The 20,062-nt window shown below is 67.1% G+C and carries 1 protein-coding gene; it reads right to left on the bottom strand.

Going from position 1 to position 20,062, the window contains the following annotated elements:
• Positions 1-89: 89 nt before the first annotated feature.
• A complete protein-coding gene (locus tag AB0M45_RS24040) occupies positions 90-20,039 on the bottom strand; it encodes a non-ribosomal peptide synthase/polyketide synthase (RefSeq protein ID WP_364333249.1) in 19,950 nt (6,649 codons plus the stop codon).
• Positions 20,040-20,062 lie beyond the last annotated feature (23 nt).

Below are 20,062 nucleotides of genomic sequence, written 5' to 3'. Positions count from 1 at the left end.
ATTCCCTCCCGGCGCGCGATTGGTGTCGCGAAGCCGCCAGGGGCCGGGCCCGGCGGTGGCCCAGCCCGGCGGCGGGTGCGCCGCCGCACCTACTCCGGCGGATCGAGCAGAGTCGCGAGCTGGGGACCGATCTCGGCAAGCGCCTCGGGGGAAGCCATTTGCTGATGATTCGCATTGATCGGCCTATCGACGATGTCGCCAGCGACGTAAGGCTGCCATTGGGTCGCTGCCGCTCGCAGATCGGCTTCGGTCTGGCCCGGGGCGCCGATGCCGGCGCTGAAGTATTCGAGCGTGCCGCGGTACACCTCGGGGCGGTATTCGGCGATCAGCTCGACCGACCGCACCGCACTGCGGTAGATCCGCCGCAGCCGCTCCTTGGTCAGCACGGCCAGCTCGGGCGGAATCGACGCGTGCAACGAGTCCAGCGCCTCCTCGCTGAGCTCGTGGATGTCGCCGTCGGAGGAGATCGCATCCGCGCCGATGCCGATCTCGGCCAAGCCCTGACGGATCGCGCCGCGGAAATCGGAGACATCCACATCCGGGTAGCTGTCCAGCATGGCCAGCAGCGCCACCTGTTCGCCTGCCGCTTGCAGCTCGGTCGCCACCGCGTGTGCCACGACCCCGCCCAACGACCAGCCCAGCAACCGGTACGGTCCCTCGGGCTGCACGGCCCGGATCTCGGCAACGTAGCGGCGAGCCATCTCGGTGAGCGAGCCGGGCAGGTACCCGTCTTCCGAAAGGGCAGGCGACTGGACGCCGAGAATGGGCTGTTCGGGAGGCAGGAACCGGGCCAGGCCCACATAGCTCCACGACAATCCGTACATCGGATGCAGGCAGAACAACGGATCCGCGGTTCCCTCCGCCCGGATCGGCAGCAGCACGCCGAGCCCGTCGTCCGGATCTGGGCCGAAGTCGTAGCCCTGCGCGATCGCCGTCTCGATCCGGCCGCTGAGTCCCGCGACGGTGGAATCGGTGAAGAACCACTGCACCCTGACCTCGGCGCCGGTCACGCGACGCAACCGGCTCACCGCCTGCGTCGCGACCAGGGAATTACCGCCGAGACCGAAGAAGTCGTCATCGAGACCGACCTCCGAGACTCCGAGGACCTCGCCGAACACTCGAGCCACCGTCTGTTCCAGCGGAGTGACCGGAGCACGGAACCGTGCCTGCTCCAGCACGGGTTTCGGCAGCGCCGCCCGGTCGAGCTTGCCGTTCGCGTTCAACGGAAGCGCGGTCAGTTCGATGACCGTGGACGGCACCATGTACGACGGCAGTTCCGCCGCGAGAGCCGCGCCGAGCCGCTGGGTGTCGATGACGCCGCCGGCGCCGACGACATAGGCGACGAGACGATCTCCCGCGCTCGGATCCGGATGGGCGACCACCGCGGCGGCCGCGACCGCCTCTTGGCGCAGGAGCGCGGCCTCGATCTCACCGAGTTCGATCCGGAAACCACGAATCTTCACCTGGAAATCCGTACGACCCCGATACTCCAGCTCACCGGCAGCATTCCACGCCACCAGATCACCCGTGCGATACATCCGAGCACCCAGCTCGAACGGATTCGCCACGAAACGATCCGCCGTCAAATCCGCACGACCGAAATAACCACGCGCCAACTGCGCACCAGCCAGATACAACTCACCCGAAACACCCACCGGCACCGGCCGCAAACGCGCATCCAGCACATACACCCGGCTGTTCCACTCCGGCACGCCGATGGGCACCGAAGTCGTATCGACCTCGGTCACCTGATGACGCGTGATCGACACCGCCGCCTCGGTCGGACCATACAGGTTGTACAGCGCCACCTCGGGATTCGCCGATAGGAAACGCTGCGCGGTCGCGGCGGGCAACGCCTCGCCGATGGCAAGCACCCGCCGCAATGACGCGGGCAAGCGTGCCTCCGATTCGGTCAGCAACGCGTCCAGCATGGACGGCACCACGTGCAACGTGGTCACCTCGGCGTCGCGGATGAGGTTGTTCAGGTACGACGGATCACGATGCCCCTCCGGCGTCGCGAGCACCAGCCGCCCGCCGGAGACCGCCGCCGACCAGAACTCCCACACCGACAGATCGAACGTCGCCGCCGTCTTCAACAGCATCGCGTCGTCGGAGCCCAACCCGAATTCTGCCTGCTTCCACAGCAATTGGTTGACGATCGCACCGTGCGAGACGGCGACACCCTTCGGCCGACCCGTCGAGCCCGACGTGAAAATCACGTAAGCCGTGTTGGCCGCAGCGAGATCACCGCGGCGTTCCTGGGGAGCGATCGGCCCGTCCGCGTACCCCGACAGGTCGAGTTCATCGATACGCGCCACAGCGGCCGCGGCGGCAGGCCCGTCGGCGATCTGCGCGCGTGTGTTCTCGATGACGGTGGCGTCCACCCCGTCGCGGCTCGTCGCCAGCACGAGTGCCGGGGCCGCGGTGGACAGGATGTACTCGATCCGCTCGGCCGGATGATCCGGATCGATCGGCACGTACACCGCACCGGCCTTCGCGACCGCGTACATGGCGACCACGAGATCGACCGAGCGGCCGATGGCCAGCGCTACCCGCGATTCCACGCCGATACCTCGCGAGATCAGGTACCTGGCAAGGCGGTTGACGCGACGGTCGAGTTCGTCGTAGGTCAGCGTCCGAGTGGGCACGCCGTCGCCCTCCGCATCGGCGACGATGGCGACGGCGCCGGGTGCGGCCGCGACCGATGCCTCGAGCAACGACACCAGCGTCGCGGACTCTTCGACCTGGTGCGCCGTATCGTTGCGGCCCGATACCAGCTCGGTCAGTTCGGTCGCGTCCAGCCACGGCAGATCACCCACCGGCAGCGCGGGGTCCGCCACCGCGGCGCGGATGATCCGCAACAGCCGGTCGACGATGCCCTGCACCGTGTCCCGATCGAACAGGTCCGTGGCGTAGGTGAGGAAGCCACCGATGCCCGCTGGGTTTCCGTCCTCGTCGTAGCCGTCGGCGACGATCAGATGCAGATCGAACTGCGAGAGCTGGGTGTCGACGGCGACGGTCTCGATCGAGAGACCGGGCAGTTCCAGGGTGGCCCTGGCCAGATTCTGGAACGACAGACCCACCTGGAACAGCGGATGCCGCGCGGTCGAGCGCACCGGATTCAGTACCTCGACGAGTCGTTCGAACGGCACATCCGCATTGGCGAACGCCTGAACATCCGTTTCGCGCTGGCGCAGCAGCAGATCGGCGAACGACTCCGCCGAATCGACCCGGCTCCGCAGAACCAGCGTGTTGACGAACATGCCGATCAGCTCGTCCAGGAGGGCCTCGCCGCGACCGGCTATCGGCGTGCCGATCGCGATGTCCTCGGTGCCGGCCAAACGAGCCAACAGGACAGCGAATGCGGTGTGCACGACCATGAACAGGGTCGTGCCCTCGGCCCGGGCCAGCTCGAGCAACGCCCGGTGGGTCTGCGCGTCGATCTGCACGCCGACCTTGCCACCGGCGAACGACTGCACGGGCGGGCGCGGTCGATCCGACGGCAGGTCCAACTGGTCCGGCAGACCCGCCAACGCGGTCTGCCAGTAGGAGATCTGCTTCGCCGCGAGCGACTCCGCGTCATCCTCGCTGCCGAGCAGCTCACGCTGCCAGACGCTGAAATCGGCGTACTGTACCGGCAGTGTCGCCCAACTGGGTGCCGCGCCATTCGAACGTGCCGTGTAGGCCGTCATCAAATCACGCGTCAGCGGGCCGATCGACCATCCGTCGGCGCTGATGTGGTGCACGGCCATGGCGAGCACGTAGCCGCGCTCCGCTCCGGCATCGTCGAGTTCGAAGAGTTCGACCCGCAGCGGCACGTCGCTGGTGACGTCGAAGATGGTCGACACCACCTCCAGCACGGCGGATTCGATGTCCGCCGCGCCGATCCTCCGCACTGCCAGCTCTGGAACAGCCTGCGCCGGGGGCAGAATCACCTGTGCCGGGCCGAAGTCCGTCTGCGGATAAATGGTGCGCAGGATCTCATGCCTGCCGACCACGTCACCGATGGCGGCCCGCAGCGCGGGCACATCGAGGTCACCGGCGAGCCGCACCGCGACCGGCACGTTGTACGCCGCCGAATCGGTGTCGAACTGGTTGAGGAACCACATGCGCTGCTGCGCGAGCGACAGCGGGATCCGCTCCGGGCGCGGACCGGCCACCAGCGCACGGCGCCCGCCCGCACCGGCCTGCTGTTCGACCTTCCGCGCCAGCCCGGCCACCGTTGCGGCCTCGAACAACAGCCGCACCGGTACCTGCGCGTCCAGTGCCGCACCCAACCGGGCCGCCACCTGGGTGGCCAGCAGCGAGTTCCCGCCGAGCGCGAAGAAGTCGTCGTCGCGGCCGAGGTAGCTGGACCCGTCTCCGAGCCCGAGCACGTCGGCGAACGTGTCCGCGACGATCTGTTCGATCGGCGAGGTCGGCGCCCGGAACACCGCCTTCTCGAACGTGGGCTCCGGCAATGCTTTTCGATCGAGTTTGCCGACCGGAGTGAGCGGGATCTCGTCCAGCACCATGATCGCCGCGGGCACCATGTGCGGTGGCAGAGTCCGCGCGGCGTAGTCGGTGAGCTCGGCGGAATCGATCGAGCGCCCCCGGACGGCGAGCACGTAGGATACGAGCGCTTTTCCACCGGCCGTGTCGCGGCCGAGCGTGACCGCGAACTCGACGTCGTCATGGCTGCTGAGCACCGCGTCGATCTCGCCGAGTTCGATGCGGAAGCCGCGGATCTTGACCTGGAAGTCCGAGCGACCGACGTAGTCCAGTTTCCACTCCGACGCCGGAACCCGGTCACCGGTCCGCTCGACCGGCTCGGCATACCACCGCACCACGTCACCGGTCCGGTACATCCGGGCCCCCGGCGCGCCCCAGGGGTTCGCGACGAACCGCTCGGCGGTAAGACCCATCCGGTGCTGGTAGCCGCGGGCCAGAGCGCCACCGGCGAGATACAGCTCACCGACGACACCGGGCGGCACCGGGTTGAGCCGTGCGTCCAGCACCAGTGCGGACATGCCCGGCACCGGACGGCCGATGGTGATGTGCTGGCCGGCGGTCAAGGTGGCGTACGTCGCGATGATCGTCGCCTCGGTCGGACCGTATCCGTTGACGTACCGCCGTCCCGGCTGCCATTTGGCCAGCAGTTCCGGGGTGGTGGCATCGCCGGCGACCGAAACGACCTCGAAGTCCTCCAGCCCGTCTGGCGCGATCGTACCGAGCATCGCCGGTGTGATGACCGCGTGCGTCACCGCTTCGGCGCGCAGCAGCTCACCCAGATCCGCACCGCCGAGAATGGTCGGCGGCACGATCACCAGCGTCGCCCCGTTGTAGAACGCGCACAACCATTCCAGCACCGACACGTCGAAGCTCGGCGAGCAAACATGCAGGAATCGGTGCTGCGCCTGGATGCCGTACTGCACGGTCGCGTACTCGGCCAAACCGGCCAGCCCGGCGTGCGTGACGGTGACGCCCTTCGGCAGCCCCGTCGATCCGGACGTATAGATCACATACGCGGGATGCCGCGCGGTCAGCGGCGCGATCCGGTCCGCGTCGGTGACCGGCGTAGCGGGCTTGTCCGCCAGCAGCTTGTCGGATGCGGGATCGTCGAGCACCAGCCAAGCCACATCGTCGGGCAACTGCTCGACGTACTCAGCGGCGGTGAGTCCGATCACAGCCCGCGAATCGGTCACCATGTGCCGCAACCGATCCGCTGGATAACTCGGGTCGATCGGCACGTACGCACCACCGGCCTTGGCGACCGCCCACACCGCGGCGACCATCTCATACGACCTCGAGAAGGACAGCGCGACCAGCTTTTCCGGCCCGACGCCACGGTCGATCAGGACCCGCGCCAATCTCGACGAGTACTCGTCGAGCCTGCGATAGGTGATCGACCGGCCCCGGTCGCGTACCGCGATGTGGCCCGGGCTCGACTGCGCACCGCGGGTCAAGAGATCCGCCAGCAGCTCCGGAGCCGGCGCGCCGTCACTGTGTACATAGGTCAGCAGCTCGCGTTCGGAAGCGTCCAGCAGTGGAAGATCACCGACCGGACGGTGCGGTTCCGCAACGATCGCCTCGAGCAGCCGGGTGAACCGCTCGGCGAACACCTGCACCGTGACGTCGTCGAAGAGATCACGGGCGAAGGAGAACTCGGCGTACATGCCGGCACCGGCGGCGTCGTCGACTGCCTCCCGGACAGTGAGGAATAGATCGAATTTCGCGGTCTCGATATCGAAATCGACGGCTTCGGCTCGCAACCCGGGCAGCTCGAAGCCCGCGTTCGGCAGGTTCTCGAACGACAGCGCCACCTGGAACAGCGGATGCCGTGCGGTGGAGCGTTCCGGATTGAGGATTTCCACCAGGCGCTCGAAGGGGATGTCCGCGTGCGCGAATGCCTCCAGGTCGGCGTCCTTGATCCGCGCGAGCAAGTCGCCGAAGGCGTTCTCGCCCCGCACGTCCGTGCGCAGCACCAGGGTGTTGACGAACATGCCGATCACGTCGTCGAGTTCGGCCTCGCCGCGACCGGCGATTGGCGTGCCGATGGCGATGTCACCGGAACCGGACATGCGGGCTAGGAACAGCGCCAGCGCCGCATGCACGACCATGAACATGGTCGCGTTGTGCTCACGAGCCAGGCGGGCCAGTCCCGCGTGCACCTGGGCATCGATCGTGAAAACGATCTTGCCGCCGGCGAACGACTGCGCGACCGGGCGAGGCCGGTCGGCAGGCAGGTTGAGCTCGTCGGGCAGGCCGGCCAGTGCGGCGCGCCAGTAGTCCGCCTGCTGCGAGATCAGGCTTTCCGGATCGGTTTCCGAACCGAGGACCTCGCGCTGCCAGATGCTGAAATCCGCGTACTGTACCGGCAACGGGGCCCAGCCGGGTGCCGCACCGCCGCTGCGGGCGGCGTAGGCGAGCATCAGATCACGGACGAGCGGCCCCATCGACCAGCCGTCCGCGCTGATGTGGTGGGCGACGAACACCAGGATGTATTCGGTCCCGCTGAGCTGGAACAATTCGGTGCGGAACGGAACTTCCACCGTGACGTCGAAACCGGCGACGACAGCACGTTGCACTTCCTCGGCAACGCGGTCCGGTCCGAGCGGCACCGGTGTGAGATCGACCGGCACCTCACGCGGTTGCAGGATACGTTGCACCGGTCCGTTGGAGGTCTGCGGGTAGATGGTGCGCAGGATCTCGTGCCGCACGACCATATCCGCGACCGCGGATTGCAACGCCGCGACGTCCAGGTCGCCGATCAGGCGGATTGCCACCGGGATGTTGTTCACCGCGGAGGCGGTGTCGAACTGGTTGAGGAACCACATCCGCTGCTGCGCCAGCGACAACGGGATCTGCTCCGGACGCGACCCGGCCACCAACGCCCGGCGACCACCAGCGCCCGCGTGCTGCTCCACCTTCGCCGCCAGACCAGCCACCGTGGAGGCTTCGAACAACACCCGCACCGGCACACGCGCATCCAACGCCGCACCGATCCGAGCCGCGACCTGCGTCGCCAACAACGAGTTACCGCCGAGCGCGAAGAAGTCGTCATCCACACCGACCCGCTCAACACCGAGCACCTCGGCGAACACCGACGCCACGATCTCCTCGATCGGCGTCGACGGCGCACGGAACGCCTGAACCTCGAACTCCGGCTCCGGCAACGCCTTCCGATCCAGCTTGCCGTTCACATTCAACGGCAACCCGTCCAACACCACGAACGCCGACGGCACCATATACGACGGCAAATCCGCCGACAGCACCGACTTCACCGCCGCCACATCGATACCAGCCCCGGCATCGGCAGACACAAGGTAAGCGACCAGGCGGTCACCGGTCTTCGGATCGGACTTGGCGATCACCGCCGTCTGCGCGACCTGCGGCAACGCCAACAGAGCGGCCTCGATCTCACCCAACTCGATACGGAAACCACGAATCTTCACCTGGAAGTCCGTACGACCCCGATACTCGAGCTCCCCCGCGCTCGTCCACGCGACCAGGTCACCCGTACGGTACATCCGCGCACCCGGCTGGAACGGATTCGCGATGAACCGATCCGCCGTCAAATCCGCGCGACCGAAGTAACCGCGCGCCAACTGCGCACCCGCCAGATACAGCTCACCCGAAACACCGTCCGGCACCGGCCGCAACCGCGAATCCAGGACATACACCTGGCTGTTCCACTCCGGCACACCGATCGACACCGACACCTCATCGGCGAGGGTGACGCGGTGGCTGGTGATCGACACCGCCGCCTCGGTCGGACCATACAGATTGAACAACTCGGTACGCGGATACTCCCGCAAGAACCTTTGCGCCACCGCACCCGGCAAAGCTTCACCGATCGCCAACACCCGCCACAACGAATTCGGCATACCCGCCGTGACCAACGCATCCAGCATCGACGGCACCACATGCAACGTGGTCACCCACTCGCGAGCCATCAGCTCATTCAGATACGCCGGATCGCGGTGACCATCAGGCGAGGCAATCACCAAGCGGCCACCACACACCGCCGCCGACCAGAACTCCCACACCGACAAGTCGAACGTCGCCGCGGTCTTCAACAGAATCGCATCCGCCGCATCGAGACCGAATTCGATGCTCTTCCACTGCAACTGGTTCGCGATCGCCCCATGCGGCACCGCCACACCCTTCGGGCGACCCGTCGAACCGGAAGTGAAGATCACATACGCCGTATTCTCCGGACACAACGGCGCCACACGATCAGCATCAGTCACCGGCGACGCATCCACCGCAGCCAGGTCGAGATCATCGAGCCGCACCACCGGCGCGACATCGGTGTCGAATTCCGCCTCCGCGTTGGTCAGCACACACACCGGTGCCGCGGTTTCGAGGATGTAGCCGGTCCGATCAGCCGGATGATCCGGATCGACCGGAACATACGCCGCACCGGCTTTCGCGACGGCGTACATGGCGACCACGAGATCCACCGACCGGCGCAGCGCCAGCGCCACCCGATCCTCGGCACCGACACCCCGCCCCAGCAGATAGCGCGCCAGCCGGTTGACCCGAGCATCCAACTCGGCGTAGGTCAACTCCACACGTCCAGCACCTGCCGGAGCGTCACCGACCAGTGCCACGGCCATCGGATCCGCGGCGACGGTGGCGTCCAACAACGAGACCAATGTCGCGGTCGAATCCAGCGCCGAGGCGGTCGCGTTACGGCCGACCACCAGCTCCGTCCGCTCGGCGGCATCGAGCAGTTCCAGGTCACCCACCGGCGTGCGCGGCGCGGCGATGATCTCACCGAGCAGCCGCGCGAACCGATCCACGAACCCCTGCGCCGTCTCCCGATCGAACAGATCCGTCGCGTAGGTGAAGACCCCGGTGACACCGAGGGGCTCGCCCGCGTCACTGTAGTGGTCAGCTGCGATCAGGTGCAGGTCGAACTGCGACAACTCGGTATCGATATCCAACCCCGACACACTCAAACCCGCCAGCTCCAACGAAGCCTGCGCCAGATTCTGGAACGACAGACCCACCTGGAACAACGGATGCCGCGCGGTCGAACGAACCGGATTGAGCACCTCCACCAAACGCTCGAACGGCACATCAGCATTCGCGAACGCCTGAATATCCGTCTCACGCTGGCGGGCCAGCAGATCGGTGAACGCCTCGCCCGCATCCACCCGGGTACGGAACACCAGCGTATTGACGAACATACCGATCAAATCGTCCAGCACCGCTTCACCACGACCCGCCATCGGCGTACCGATCGCAATGTCATCAGTACCCGACAACCGCGACAACAGCACCGCAAGCGCGGTATGCACCACCATGAACAGCGTCGCACCCTCAGCACGCGCCAACTCGATCAACGCCCGATGAGTCCGGGCATCCACCCGCAACTCGACCTTGCCACCCGCGAACGACTGCACCGCAGGACGCGGCCGATCCGACGGCAAATCCAACTGATCCGGCAGATCCGCCAACGCCTGCTGCCAGTACGCAACCTGCTTGGCCGCCAACGACTCCGAATCGTCCTCACTACCGAGCAGCTCACGCTGCCAGATGCTGTAATCCGCATACTGCACCGCCAGCGGAGTGAAATTCGGGACCTGGCCCATCGAACGAGCCGCGTACGCCATCATCAGGTCCCGCGTCAACGGCCCCACCGACGAACCATCACCGGAAATGTGATGCACCACCATCGCGAGCACATATTCCGCCGGCTCGGAACCAGCGGAATGCGCTGTATCCCCAGCGATCTGGAACAACGCGACCCGCACCGGCACCTCGGAGGTCACGTCGAAGATCGTCGACGTGAATGCCGTCACCGCGGATTCGATATCCTGCGGCGCCACCGATCGGACCTCCAAGCGCGGCACGGCCTGCCCCGGCGGCAGGATGACCTGAACCGGGCCGTCCTCGGTCTGCGGGTAGATGGTGCGCAGGATCTCGTGGCGCACGACGACATCCGACACCGCCTGCTGCAATGCGGCGATATCCAGCGCCCCGGTCAGCCGCACCGCGATGGGCACGTTGTACGCGGCGGACTCGGTGTCGAACTGGTTCAGGAACCACATCCGCTGCTGCGCCAGCGACAACGGAATCCGGTCCGGTCGCGGACCGGCCACCAAATCCCGGCGACCGCCGGCTCCCGCGTGCCGCTCGGCCCGCACGGCCAGCCCCGCGACAGTAGACGCCTCGAACAGCCACCGCACCGGCACCCGGGCATCCAACGCCTTGCCGATACGGGCGGCGACCTGCGTCGCCAACAGCGAATTACCACCGAGCGCGAAGAAATCGTCGTCGGCACCCACACGTTCGACACCGAGCACCTCGGCATAAACCGCCGCGACGATCTCCTCGATCGGAGTCGACGGCGCACGGAACGCCTGAACCTCGACCTCAGGCTCCGGCAACGCCTGACGATCCAGCTTGCCGTTGGCATTCAACGGCAACGCGTCCAGCACCACGAACGCCGACGGCACCATGTACGACGGCAGTCCCGCGGACAGCAGGGACTTCACCGCGGCCACATCGATACCGGCGTCGATATCATTCGGGACCAGGTAGGCGACGAGCCGATCACCGGCCTTCGGATCCGACTTCGCGATCACCGCCGCCTGCGCAACCTGCCGCAACGCCAACAGCGCGGCCTCGATCTCACCGAGTTCGATCCGGAAACCACGAATCTTCACCTGGAAATCCGTACGACCCCGATACTCCAGCTCACCGGCAGCATTCCACGCCACCAGATCACCCGTGCGATACATCCGAGCACCCAGCTCGAACGGATTCGCCACGAAACGATCCGCCGTCAAATCCGAACGACCGAAATAACCACGCGCCAACTGCGCACCAGCCAGATACAACTCACCCGAAACACCCACCGGCACCGGCCGCAAACGCGCATCCAGCACATACACCCGGCTGTTCCACTCCGGCGCACCAATCGGAACCAACGTCTCATCAGCAGCGGTAACCCGGTGGCTGGTGATCGACACCGCCGCCTCGGTCGGACCATACAGATTGAACAGTTCCGCTTTCGGATTCACGATCTGGAAGCGCTTCGCCATCTCGGCGGGCAACGCCTCGCCGATGGCAAGCACCCGCCGGAGTGCGCGGAGCGGTGTGTCGGTGTCCGCGTTGGCGAGCAATGCGTCGAGCATGGACGGCACTACATGCAACGTGGTCACCGATTCACGGGTGATCAGCTCGTTCAGGTACGCCGGATCGCGATGCCCGTCCGGCGCGGCGAGCACCAACCGGCCCCGGCAGACCGCCGCGGACCAGAACTCCCACACCGACAGGTCGAACGTCGCCGCCGTCTTCAGCAAGACCGTGTCATCGTCGACGAGATCGAATTCGAACGACTTCCACAGCAACTGATTCACGATCGCGCCGTGCGATACCGCGACGCCCTTGGGGCGACCCGTCGAACCCGACGTGAAGATCACATACGCGGTGTTCTCCGGACGCAACGGCGTCAGCCGCTCGGCATCGGTGACCGTCGCGGCGGATAGCTCGGTGAGGTCGAGCTCGTCCAGGCGCACCACGGGCGCGGCATCGGAGACGAAGGCCGCCTCGGTATTGGTCAATACACAGACCGGCGCCGCCGTCTCCAGGGTGTAGCCGGTCCGTTCGGCGGGCTGATCGGGATCCACCGGCACATACGCACCACCGGCACGCGCGACCGCGTACATCGCCACAACCAGGTCTACCGACCGGCGCAACGCCAGCGCCACCCGCGATTCCGGGCCGACGCCTTCCGCGATCAGATAGCGGGCCAAACGGTTGACCCGGGCGTCCAGCTCCGCGTATGTCAGCTCCTGCCGACCTTCGCCCGAGTCCTGCGCGTCGGCGACCAGCGCGACGGCATCCGGCGCCGCGGCGACGGCGGAATCCAACAGCGCCGCGAGCGTCGTCGCGGCGGACGACTCCGGCGTGGAGCCGCCGAGCAGCACAGCCGGGTCGATCGCGCGGTCGGTGGCGTTCCACACCGACAGCACTTCGATCCGTTCGGCCCTATCGAGAATCTCGATATCCCCGACCGGTGTCGTCGCGTCCGCCACGACGGCCGCCAGAATGCGCGACAAACGCTGGGCGAAGCCCCGCACCGTTACAGCGTCGAAAAGATCCGTGGCGTAGGTGAAGTAGCCACCGATCCCCGCCGCGTCACCGGCCTCGTCGTAAGTGTCACTCACGATCAGATGCAGATCGAACTGCGACACATTCAGATCGGCTTCTACCCCGGCGATCGTCAAGCCGGGCAATTCCAGCGCGGTTCGTGCCACGTTCTGGAATGACAGGCCAACCTGGAACAGCGGGTGATGGGCGGTCGAGCGTCGCGGGTTGAGCACTTCCACCAAGCGCTCGAACGGAATATCGGCATTCGCGAACGCCTGCAAATCGGTTTCCCGTTGCCGCGCCAATACTTCGGTGAACGAGTCACCACCGGACAGGCGGGTCCGGAACACCACCGTATTGACGAACATACCGATGAGATCATCGAGTTCACGCTCACCGCGACCCGCTACCGGAGTGCCGATCGCGATATCGCCGGAACCGGACAGCCGCGCGAGCAGCACCGCGAGCGCGGTATGCACGACCATGAAGAGGGTGGCGCCGTTGGCGCGTGCCAGTCGCACGAGCCCAGCGTGCGTGGCGGCATCCACCGACACCTCCACCCGTCCACCGGCCAGTGCCGCCACCGCGGGCCGGGGCCGGTCGGTGGGCAGTTCCAGCAGGTCGGGAAGCTCGGCGAGATGCTCGCGCCAGTACTGGATCTGCTGCGCGGCAATGGACTCGGGATCGGATTCGTCGCCGAGCACGGCCCGCTGCCAGAGCGCGTAGTCGGCGTACTGCACCGGCAGTGGTGTCCACGCCGGGGCGAAACCCGCGTTCCGCGCGGCATAGGCCACCATCACATCGCGCACCAGCGGCCCCATCGACGAGGCGTCGGCGGCGATGTGATGCACGACGACAGCGAGCACGTACTCCGGTGTCGACCCCGGCGCACGTCCATCGATCTCCAGCAGCCGCACCCGCACCGGCACTTCTGAGGTCACGTCGAACGGCGTCGAGGCGAGCGCGTACACAGCGTCCACGATCTCGGATTCGGTGACCCGCTCCGGTGCGACATCCAATGTCACCTGTCCGGCGGGCAGGACGACCTGTACGGGACCCTCGGCGGTTTCCGGGTACACGGTGTGCAGCACCTCATGCCGCGCTACCACGTCATCGAGCGCCGCGGCCAGCGCCGCCACGTCGAGCAGCCCGGTGAGCCGAAGAGCGAACGGCAGGTTATAGGCCGCCGAGCCCGATGCCGCCGCCGGATCGTCGTCGACCTGATCGAACCGGTTCAGGAACCACATCCGCCGCTGCGCCAACGACAACGGCAACCGCTCCGGCCGGACGAGGCTACCCAGTTCGACACGACGGTCGCTGTGCGTGTGCGACTCGATCGCCGTCGCCAAGTCCGTCACGGTCGAGGTCTCGAACAGCGTCCGCACCGGAATGCGGGCACCCACCGCCGCGCCCAACCGCGCCACCACCTGTGTGGCGACCAGCGAGTTGCCGCCGAGTGCGAAGAAATCGTCGTCGGCGCCGACCCGGCTCAGACCGAGCACCTCACCGAAGACACCAGCGACGATCTCTTCCACCGGCGTTGCCGGGGCACGGAATTCGCGAGTGCCGAAGGTCGGCTCCGGCAGCGCCTTACGATCCAGCTTTCCGCTCGGGTTCAACGGGAAAGCGTCCAAAACCACAATCGTGGCCGGAACCATGTACGCCGGAAGCGTGTCACCGATCTCGGCCAGCAATTCCGACGGCTCCACCGACCGCTCCGGCGCGGGGACCACATACGCGACCAGCTGATCACCCAGCGCCGACGGCGCCACCAGCGCAACCGCCTGACTCACCGCAGGCTGGGCCAGCAATGCGGTTTCGATCTCTCCCAGCTCGATCCGCTGGCCACGGAACTTCACCTGGAAATCGGTGCGACCCAGGTAATCGAGCCGTTGCGGTGTATCCCCGGCAGGCGCACGCCACACCACCAGATCACCGGTCCGGTACATCCGTGCACCGGTCCCGAACGGATTGGCGACGAATCGGTCCGCGGTCAGATCGGGGCGGCGCACATACCCGCGAGCAAGCTGGTCACCGGCCAGATACAGCTCTCCCGCCACGCCTGCCGGGACCGGACGCAACCGTGAATCCAGCACATACACCTGCGTGTTCCACTGTGGCAACCCGATCGGCACCGAGCGCTCGTCCGCGGCACGAGCGGGCCAGTAGGTCACCGACACCGCGGCCTCGGTCGGCCCGTACAGGTTGTGCACCCGGGCATCGGACACGGCGTTCACGGCGGCCACCGTCTCCGGCGGCAATGCCTCACCGATCACGAAGATATGCGCCAGACTCGGGCACGCACCCGGCGCGGTATGCGCGGCGAATACCGTCAACATCGACGGCACGAAATCGGTGACCGTCACTCCATGCGCGACAATGGTTTCCGCGACATAAGCGGGGTCGCGATGCCCGTCGGGCGTGGCCACGACCAGTTTCGCCCCGACCCGCAACGGCATGAAGAACCCCCACAACGACACGTCGAACGTCGTCGCGGTCTTCTGCAAATACACGTCGTCGGGACTCAGCGGATACTCGGCCAGCATCCACTCGATCTGATTGTTGATCGCCGCATGCGACACGGCGACGCCTTTGGGGCGTCCCGTCGAACCCGAAGTGAAGATGACATACGCCGGGTGCTGTGGCAGCACCGGTCGCAGCAATTCCTCGGCGCGCACCGGAGCACTGTCGAGGTGATCCAGCTCCAAGTCGTCGACATGGAGCAGCACGGTTCCCGGCGGGACGGGTACCGCGTCGCCGGTCCTCGTCACCACACACGCGGGCTGTGCCGTATCGAGAATGTGCGCGATCCGGTCCGCGGGATGATCAGGATCCAGCGGCACATACGCGCCGCCGGCGGTCACGATCGCGTAGATGCCGACCACCAGATCGACCGAGCGCCGAATCGACAGCCCGACCAGCGATTCCGCACCCACACCCTGCGAAATCAGCACCCGGGCCAGCCGGTTGACGCGCTCATCGAACTCGCGATACGTCAGCGTCGCGTAGCGACTCGATGAGGGGTGGTGGTCGGGCGACGGGTGGGCCAGCGTCGCGTAGCGACTCGATGAGGGGTGGTGGTCGGGCGACGGGTGGGCCAGCGAGACATCCTCGTACACCAACGCGACGGCATCCGGGTGAGCCGCCACCGCCCGGCGATAACCATCGAGCAGCAGCTCGGCGGCGACCGGGTGGCCGGTGTCATTCCAGTCGAGGAGAATCCGGTCCCGCTCGGCCGACGCCAGCAAGTCCACCTCGCCGATGGCCTGTGCCGGATCCGTCGCCACGGCGGCGAGCAACCGCTGCAACCGCGCCGCGAATTCCGCGATCGTCGACTCGTCGAACAGATCGGTGGCATAGGTGAACATCGCCGACAGTCCGGCCGCGGCGTCGTCGTCCTGGCGCGGCACCACGGTCAGCTGGAGATCGAATTTGGCCTGCGCGCCACCCAGCTCGACGGCGGTCGCGCTCAGTCCGGGCAATTCCAGCTGGGGGGCCTGCATGTTCTGGAAGAACAGCGCGACCTGGAACAGCGGGTGGTGTGCTTGCGACCGAACCGGATCGAGCACCTCCACCAGTCGCTCGAACGGCAACTCGGCGTGCGAGAGCGCCGCCAGGTCCGTCTCTTTGGTGGCCGCGAGCAGCTCGGCGAACGAAATGCCCGGATCGACCTCGGTCCGCAGCACCAGCGTGTTGACGAACATGCCGATCAGCTCATCGAGCTCACGCTCACCGCGCCCGGCGACCGGTGTGCCGATGGTGACGTCGTCGCTACCCGACAACCGCCCGAGCAACACCGCGAAAGCGGCGTGTACCACCATGAACAGCGAGGCACCCGTGCGGTGCGCCAGCTCGGTCAGCTCGGCGTGGATCCCAGCCGGGATCTCGAAGGAGAATTCCGCACCACGGCCGGACGCGACGTTCGGCCGAGGCCGATCCGCGGGCAGCTCCAGCCGGTCCGGGATGCCCTGCAAAGCTGCACGCCAGTAGGCGATTTGGGAGGCGGCCACCGATCCGGGATCGGACTCGTCACCCAGGACCGCGCGCTGCCACACCGTGTAATCCGCGTACTGCACCGGCAGTGGTTGCCAGCTCGGCGCGGCACCATCCACCCGCGCCAGATACGCGGCCATCAGATCCCGGATCATCGGCGCGATGGACGCGCCGTCGGCGGCGATGTGGTGAACCACGACAGCGAGGACGTGCTCGGCGGTGCGCGCGGAGCTGTCCACGGAATCCGGCCCAGGCGCGAGTTCGGCGAGGGCGATGCGCAACGGGACCTGCGCGGTCACGTCGAAACCGGCCGACGCGATATCGAGCAGCCAGTCCGCGAGTTCGTCCTCGGCCACCGGCCGCGGCGCCAGGTGCGCAACCGCCTGATCGGCAGGCAGAATCCGCTGATAGCCGGTGCCGTCCAGTGCCGGGTACACGGTGCGCAGCGTCTCGTGCCGATCGACCAGGTCGGCGACCGCCGCCTGCAAGGCCGCCACGTCCAACGCTCCGGACAGGCGGACGGCGAACGGAATATTGTTCGCCGCCGACGCCGGATCGAATTGGTTGAGGAACCACATTCGCTGCTGCGCCAGCGACAACGGGATCGGTTGTGCCGTCTCGCCGTCTCGCGGGACCGGAACCAGCGCACGCCGCCCGCCCGTGCCTCGGAGCGAGGCCAGGCGCGCCGCGAGTGCGGCGACCGTGGATGCCTCGAAGATCACCCGAGCGGGCATACGCGTGTCGAGTGCCGCGCCGAGCCGGGCGATCATCTGGGTGGCCAACAGCGAGTTGCCGCCAAGGTCGAAGAAATCGTCGTCGGCACCCACCGGGCGGTCCGCACTCACGCCGAGCACTTCGGCGAACGTAGTGGCGACGAGCTGCTCGATCGGAGTGGACGGTCCGCGGAATTCTCGTTCCCGGACAACCGGTTCCGGCAGCGCACGGCGATCCAGCTTGCCGTTCGGGCTCAGCGGCAACGCCTCCAGCACCACGATCGCCGTTGGCACCATGTACGCGGGCAGCCGCGCGGCCAAGTGGTCGCGCAACTCGTCCAGGTACGGCTGCTCGTCACCGATGTCATCGGAACGCTGCGCGGGCACGACGTAAGCGACCAGCTGATCGCCCAAACGCTCGTCGGGCCTGACGATCGCCACGGACTGCGCTACCGAATCATGCGCGCGCAGCGCGGCTTCGATCTCGCCCAGCTCGATCCGCAGACCGCGCAGCTTGACCTGGAAATCGGTGCGGCCGACAAAGGTGAGCGAACCGGTCGCGTCGGCGGTGACGAGGTCGCCGGTGCGGTACATCCGGCTGCCCGGCGCACCGAACGGGTTGGCCACGAACCGATCGGCGGTCAGGTCGGCGCGGCCGAAATAGCCGCGCGCCAATTGCGCACCGGCTAGGTACAACTCGCCCGCAACACCCGACGGCACCGGGTGAAGCCGCGAATCGAGCACGTACGCCTGCGTATTCGACACCGGAAGACCGATCGGGACCGCGCCCGCCACGTCCTCGGCAACCGGGGCGTGGGTGGCGTGGACGGTGAACTCCGTCGGACCGTACAGGTTGTACAGCGCCGCCGAACTCACCCGCCGGATCGCCTCCACAGCGTCGGAGGTGAAAGCCTCGCCCGCGATGAGGAGCGCTCGCAGCGAGCCGAGCCCCTCGCCACCTGCCGCGGCAGCGCCGCCGGCGAAGACGGTCAGCATCGATGGCACGAACGAGGTCATGGTGATGCGCTCGGCCGCGATCACCTCGGCCAGATATGCCGGATCGCGGTGTCCGTCCGGACTCGCAACGACCATCCGGCCGCCGGTGCTCAGCGGACCGAACAACTCCCACACCGACACATCGAACGTCGCGGGCGTCTTGAACAACACCACATCGTCGACACCGATCCCGTACTCGCCGGTGATCCAGCGAATCTGGTTGACCGCCGCGGCATGCGGAACCGCGACGCCCTTCGGGCGGCCGGTCGAACCGGAAGTGAAAATCACGTACGCCGGATGCCCCGGACGCAACGGCGCGATTCGCTCCGCATCGACCACCGGCTCGCCCGAGTAACCGGACAAATCCAGCTCGTCCAGCGACAGGGTCGGCACTGCGGCGCCGTCGAAACCATCGCGGGACGTGGTCAGCACACACACCGGCGCCGCCGACTCGAGCACGTACCGGACTCGCTCGTTCGGCTGATCGAGGTCGAGCGGGACATACCCGGCACCCGCCTCCTGCACCGCGTACATGGCGACGACCAGGTCCACCGAGCGCCGCATGCCAAGCGCGACAAGCGTTTCCGGACCGACACCCGCCTCGATCAGCCGACGCGCCAACCGATGCACTCGGGCCGCGAACTCGGCGTAGGTCAGGGACTCCTCATCGGGAACGGACGGGTCGACAATCGCGACCGCCCGGGGGGACGCCGATACCTGGGCGTGGAACAGATCGACGAGGGTAGCCGCCGAGTCGGCGGTCCCGGCCTGCTCCCGGCCGTTGAAGAAGAGACGGGCCGCACCGCCCGCGACCGGTCGGACCCAGTGCCGCACCACATCCGGCGGGCTCGGTTGACCGGTGGCGACGACTACGCGCAGCTCATCCAATCCGGCCGGGTCCAGTCCAGCGAGTGTCGCAGGCGCACCGAACATATGCGTCACATGTTCCCGCCGCAGCAGTCCCGCGAGCCCCGCACCCTCGAATCCGGGAGCCACGACGATCGTCGCCGCGCCACTCACGGCGAGCAGCAATTCGAGCACCAACTGGTCGGACGACGGCGCGACGAAGTGCAGCGTCCGCGCCTGCGGCGTCACCCGGTAGCGCTCCCGCTGCTCATCGCAGAAACCGGACAAACCTGCCTGCGTGACCACCGTCCGCTCCGGCTGCCCGCTCGAATTCCGCGGATAGATCACATACGCCGGGTGCTCACCCTGCAACGGACGCACCCGATCGATGTGGGTCACCGCATCCGCCGGGTAGTTCAGCAGCGCACGTTCGAACTCCGGCTCGTCGACGACCAGCCACGTCACCTGCCCGGGCAGCTGGTCACGCACGGTACCGGCCGTCAGTCCCGCCACCACGCCGGGATCGGACACCATCTGCTCGACCAGGTCCGGCGAATCATCCGGATCCACCGGCACGAAGCCGGCGCTGGTCTTGGCCACCGCCCACAGCGCCACCACCGACTGGATCGAGTGCGGAATAGTCACGGCGACCAAGTCTTCGGGGCCTACGCCACGTTCGAGCAACAACCGAGCGAGCCGTGTCGATCGGGAATCCAACTCGGCGTAACTCATTCGCGCCGCCGACTCCATCGGGACATCGGCGCGGCCGCCGAGCCGTTCCGCGGCCTGTACGACAGCGATGCCGTCCGGGTTCGTTTCCACCGCCATCGCCAGCAACTGCGGCAATGTGGTAACCCGCGGCCGCCGGGTCCGGTTGGGCCGCACACGTGCCGGGCGGGTCATTCGGGTACCCCAGCGCCAGCAAA

It is taken from the genome of Nocardia sp. NPDC051787, from assembly GCF_040681325.1.
Taxonomy (GTDB): domain Bacteria; phylum Actinomycetota; class Actinomycetes; order Mycobacteriales; family Mycobacteriaceae; genus Nocardia.
Note: the sequence above shows the minus strand (reverse complement) of the source record. Positions and strands in the feature narration are given on the sequence as shown.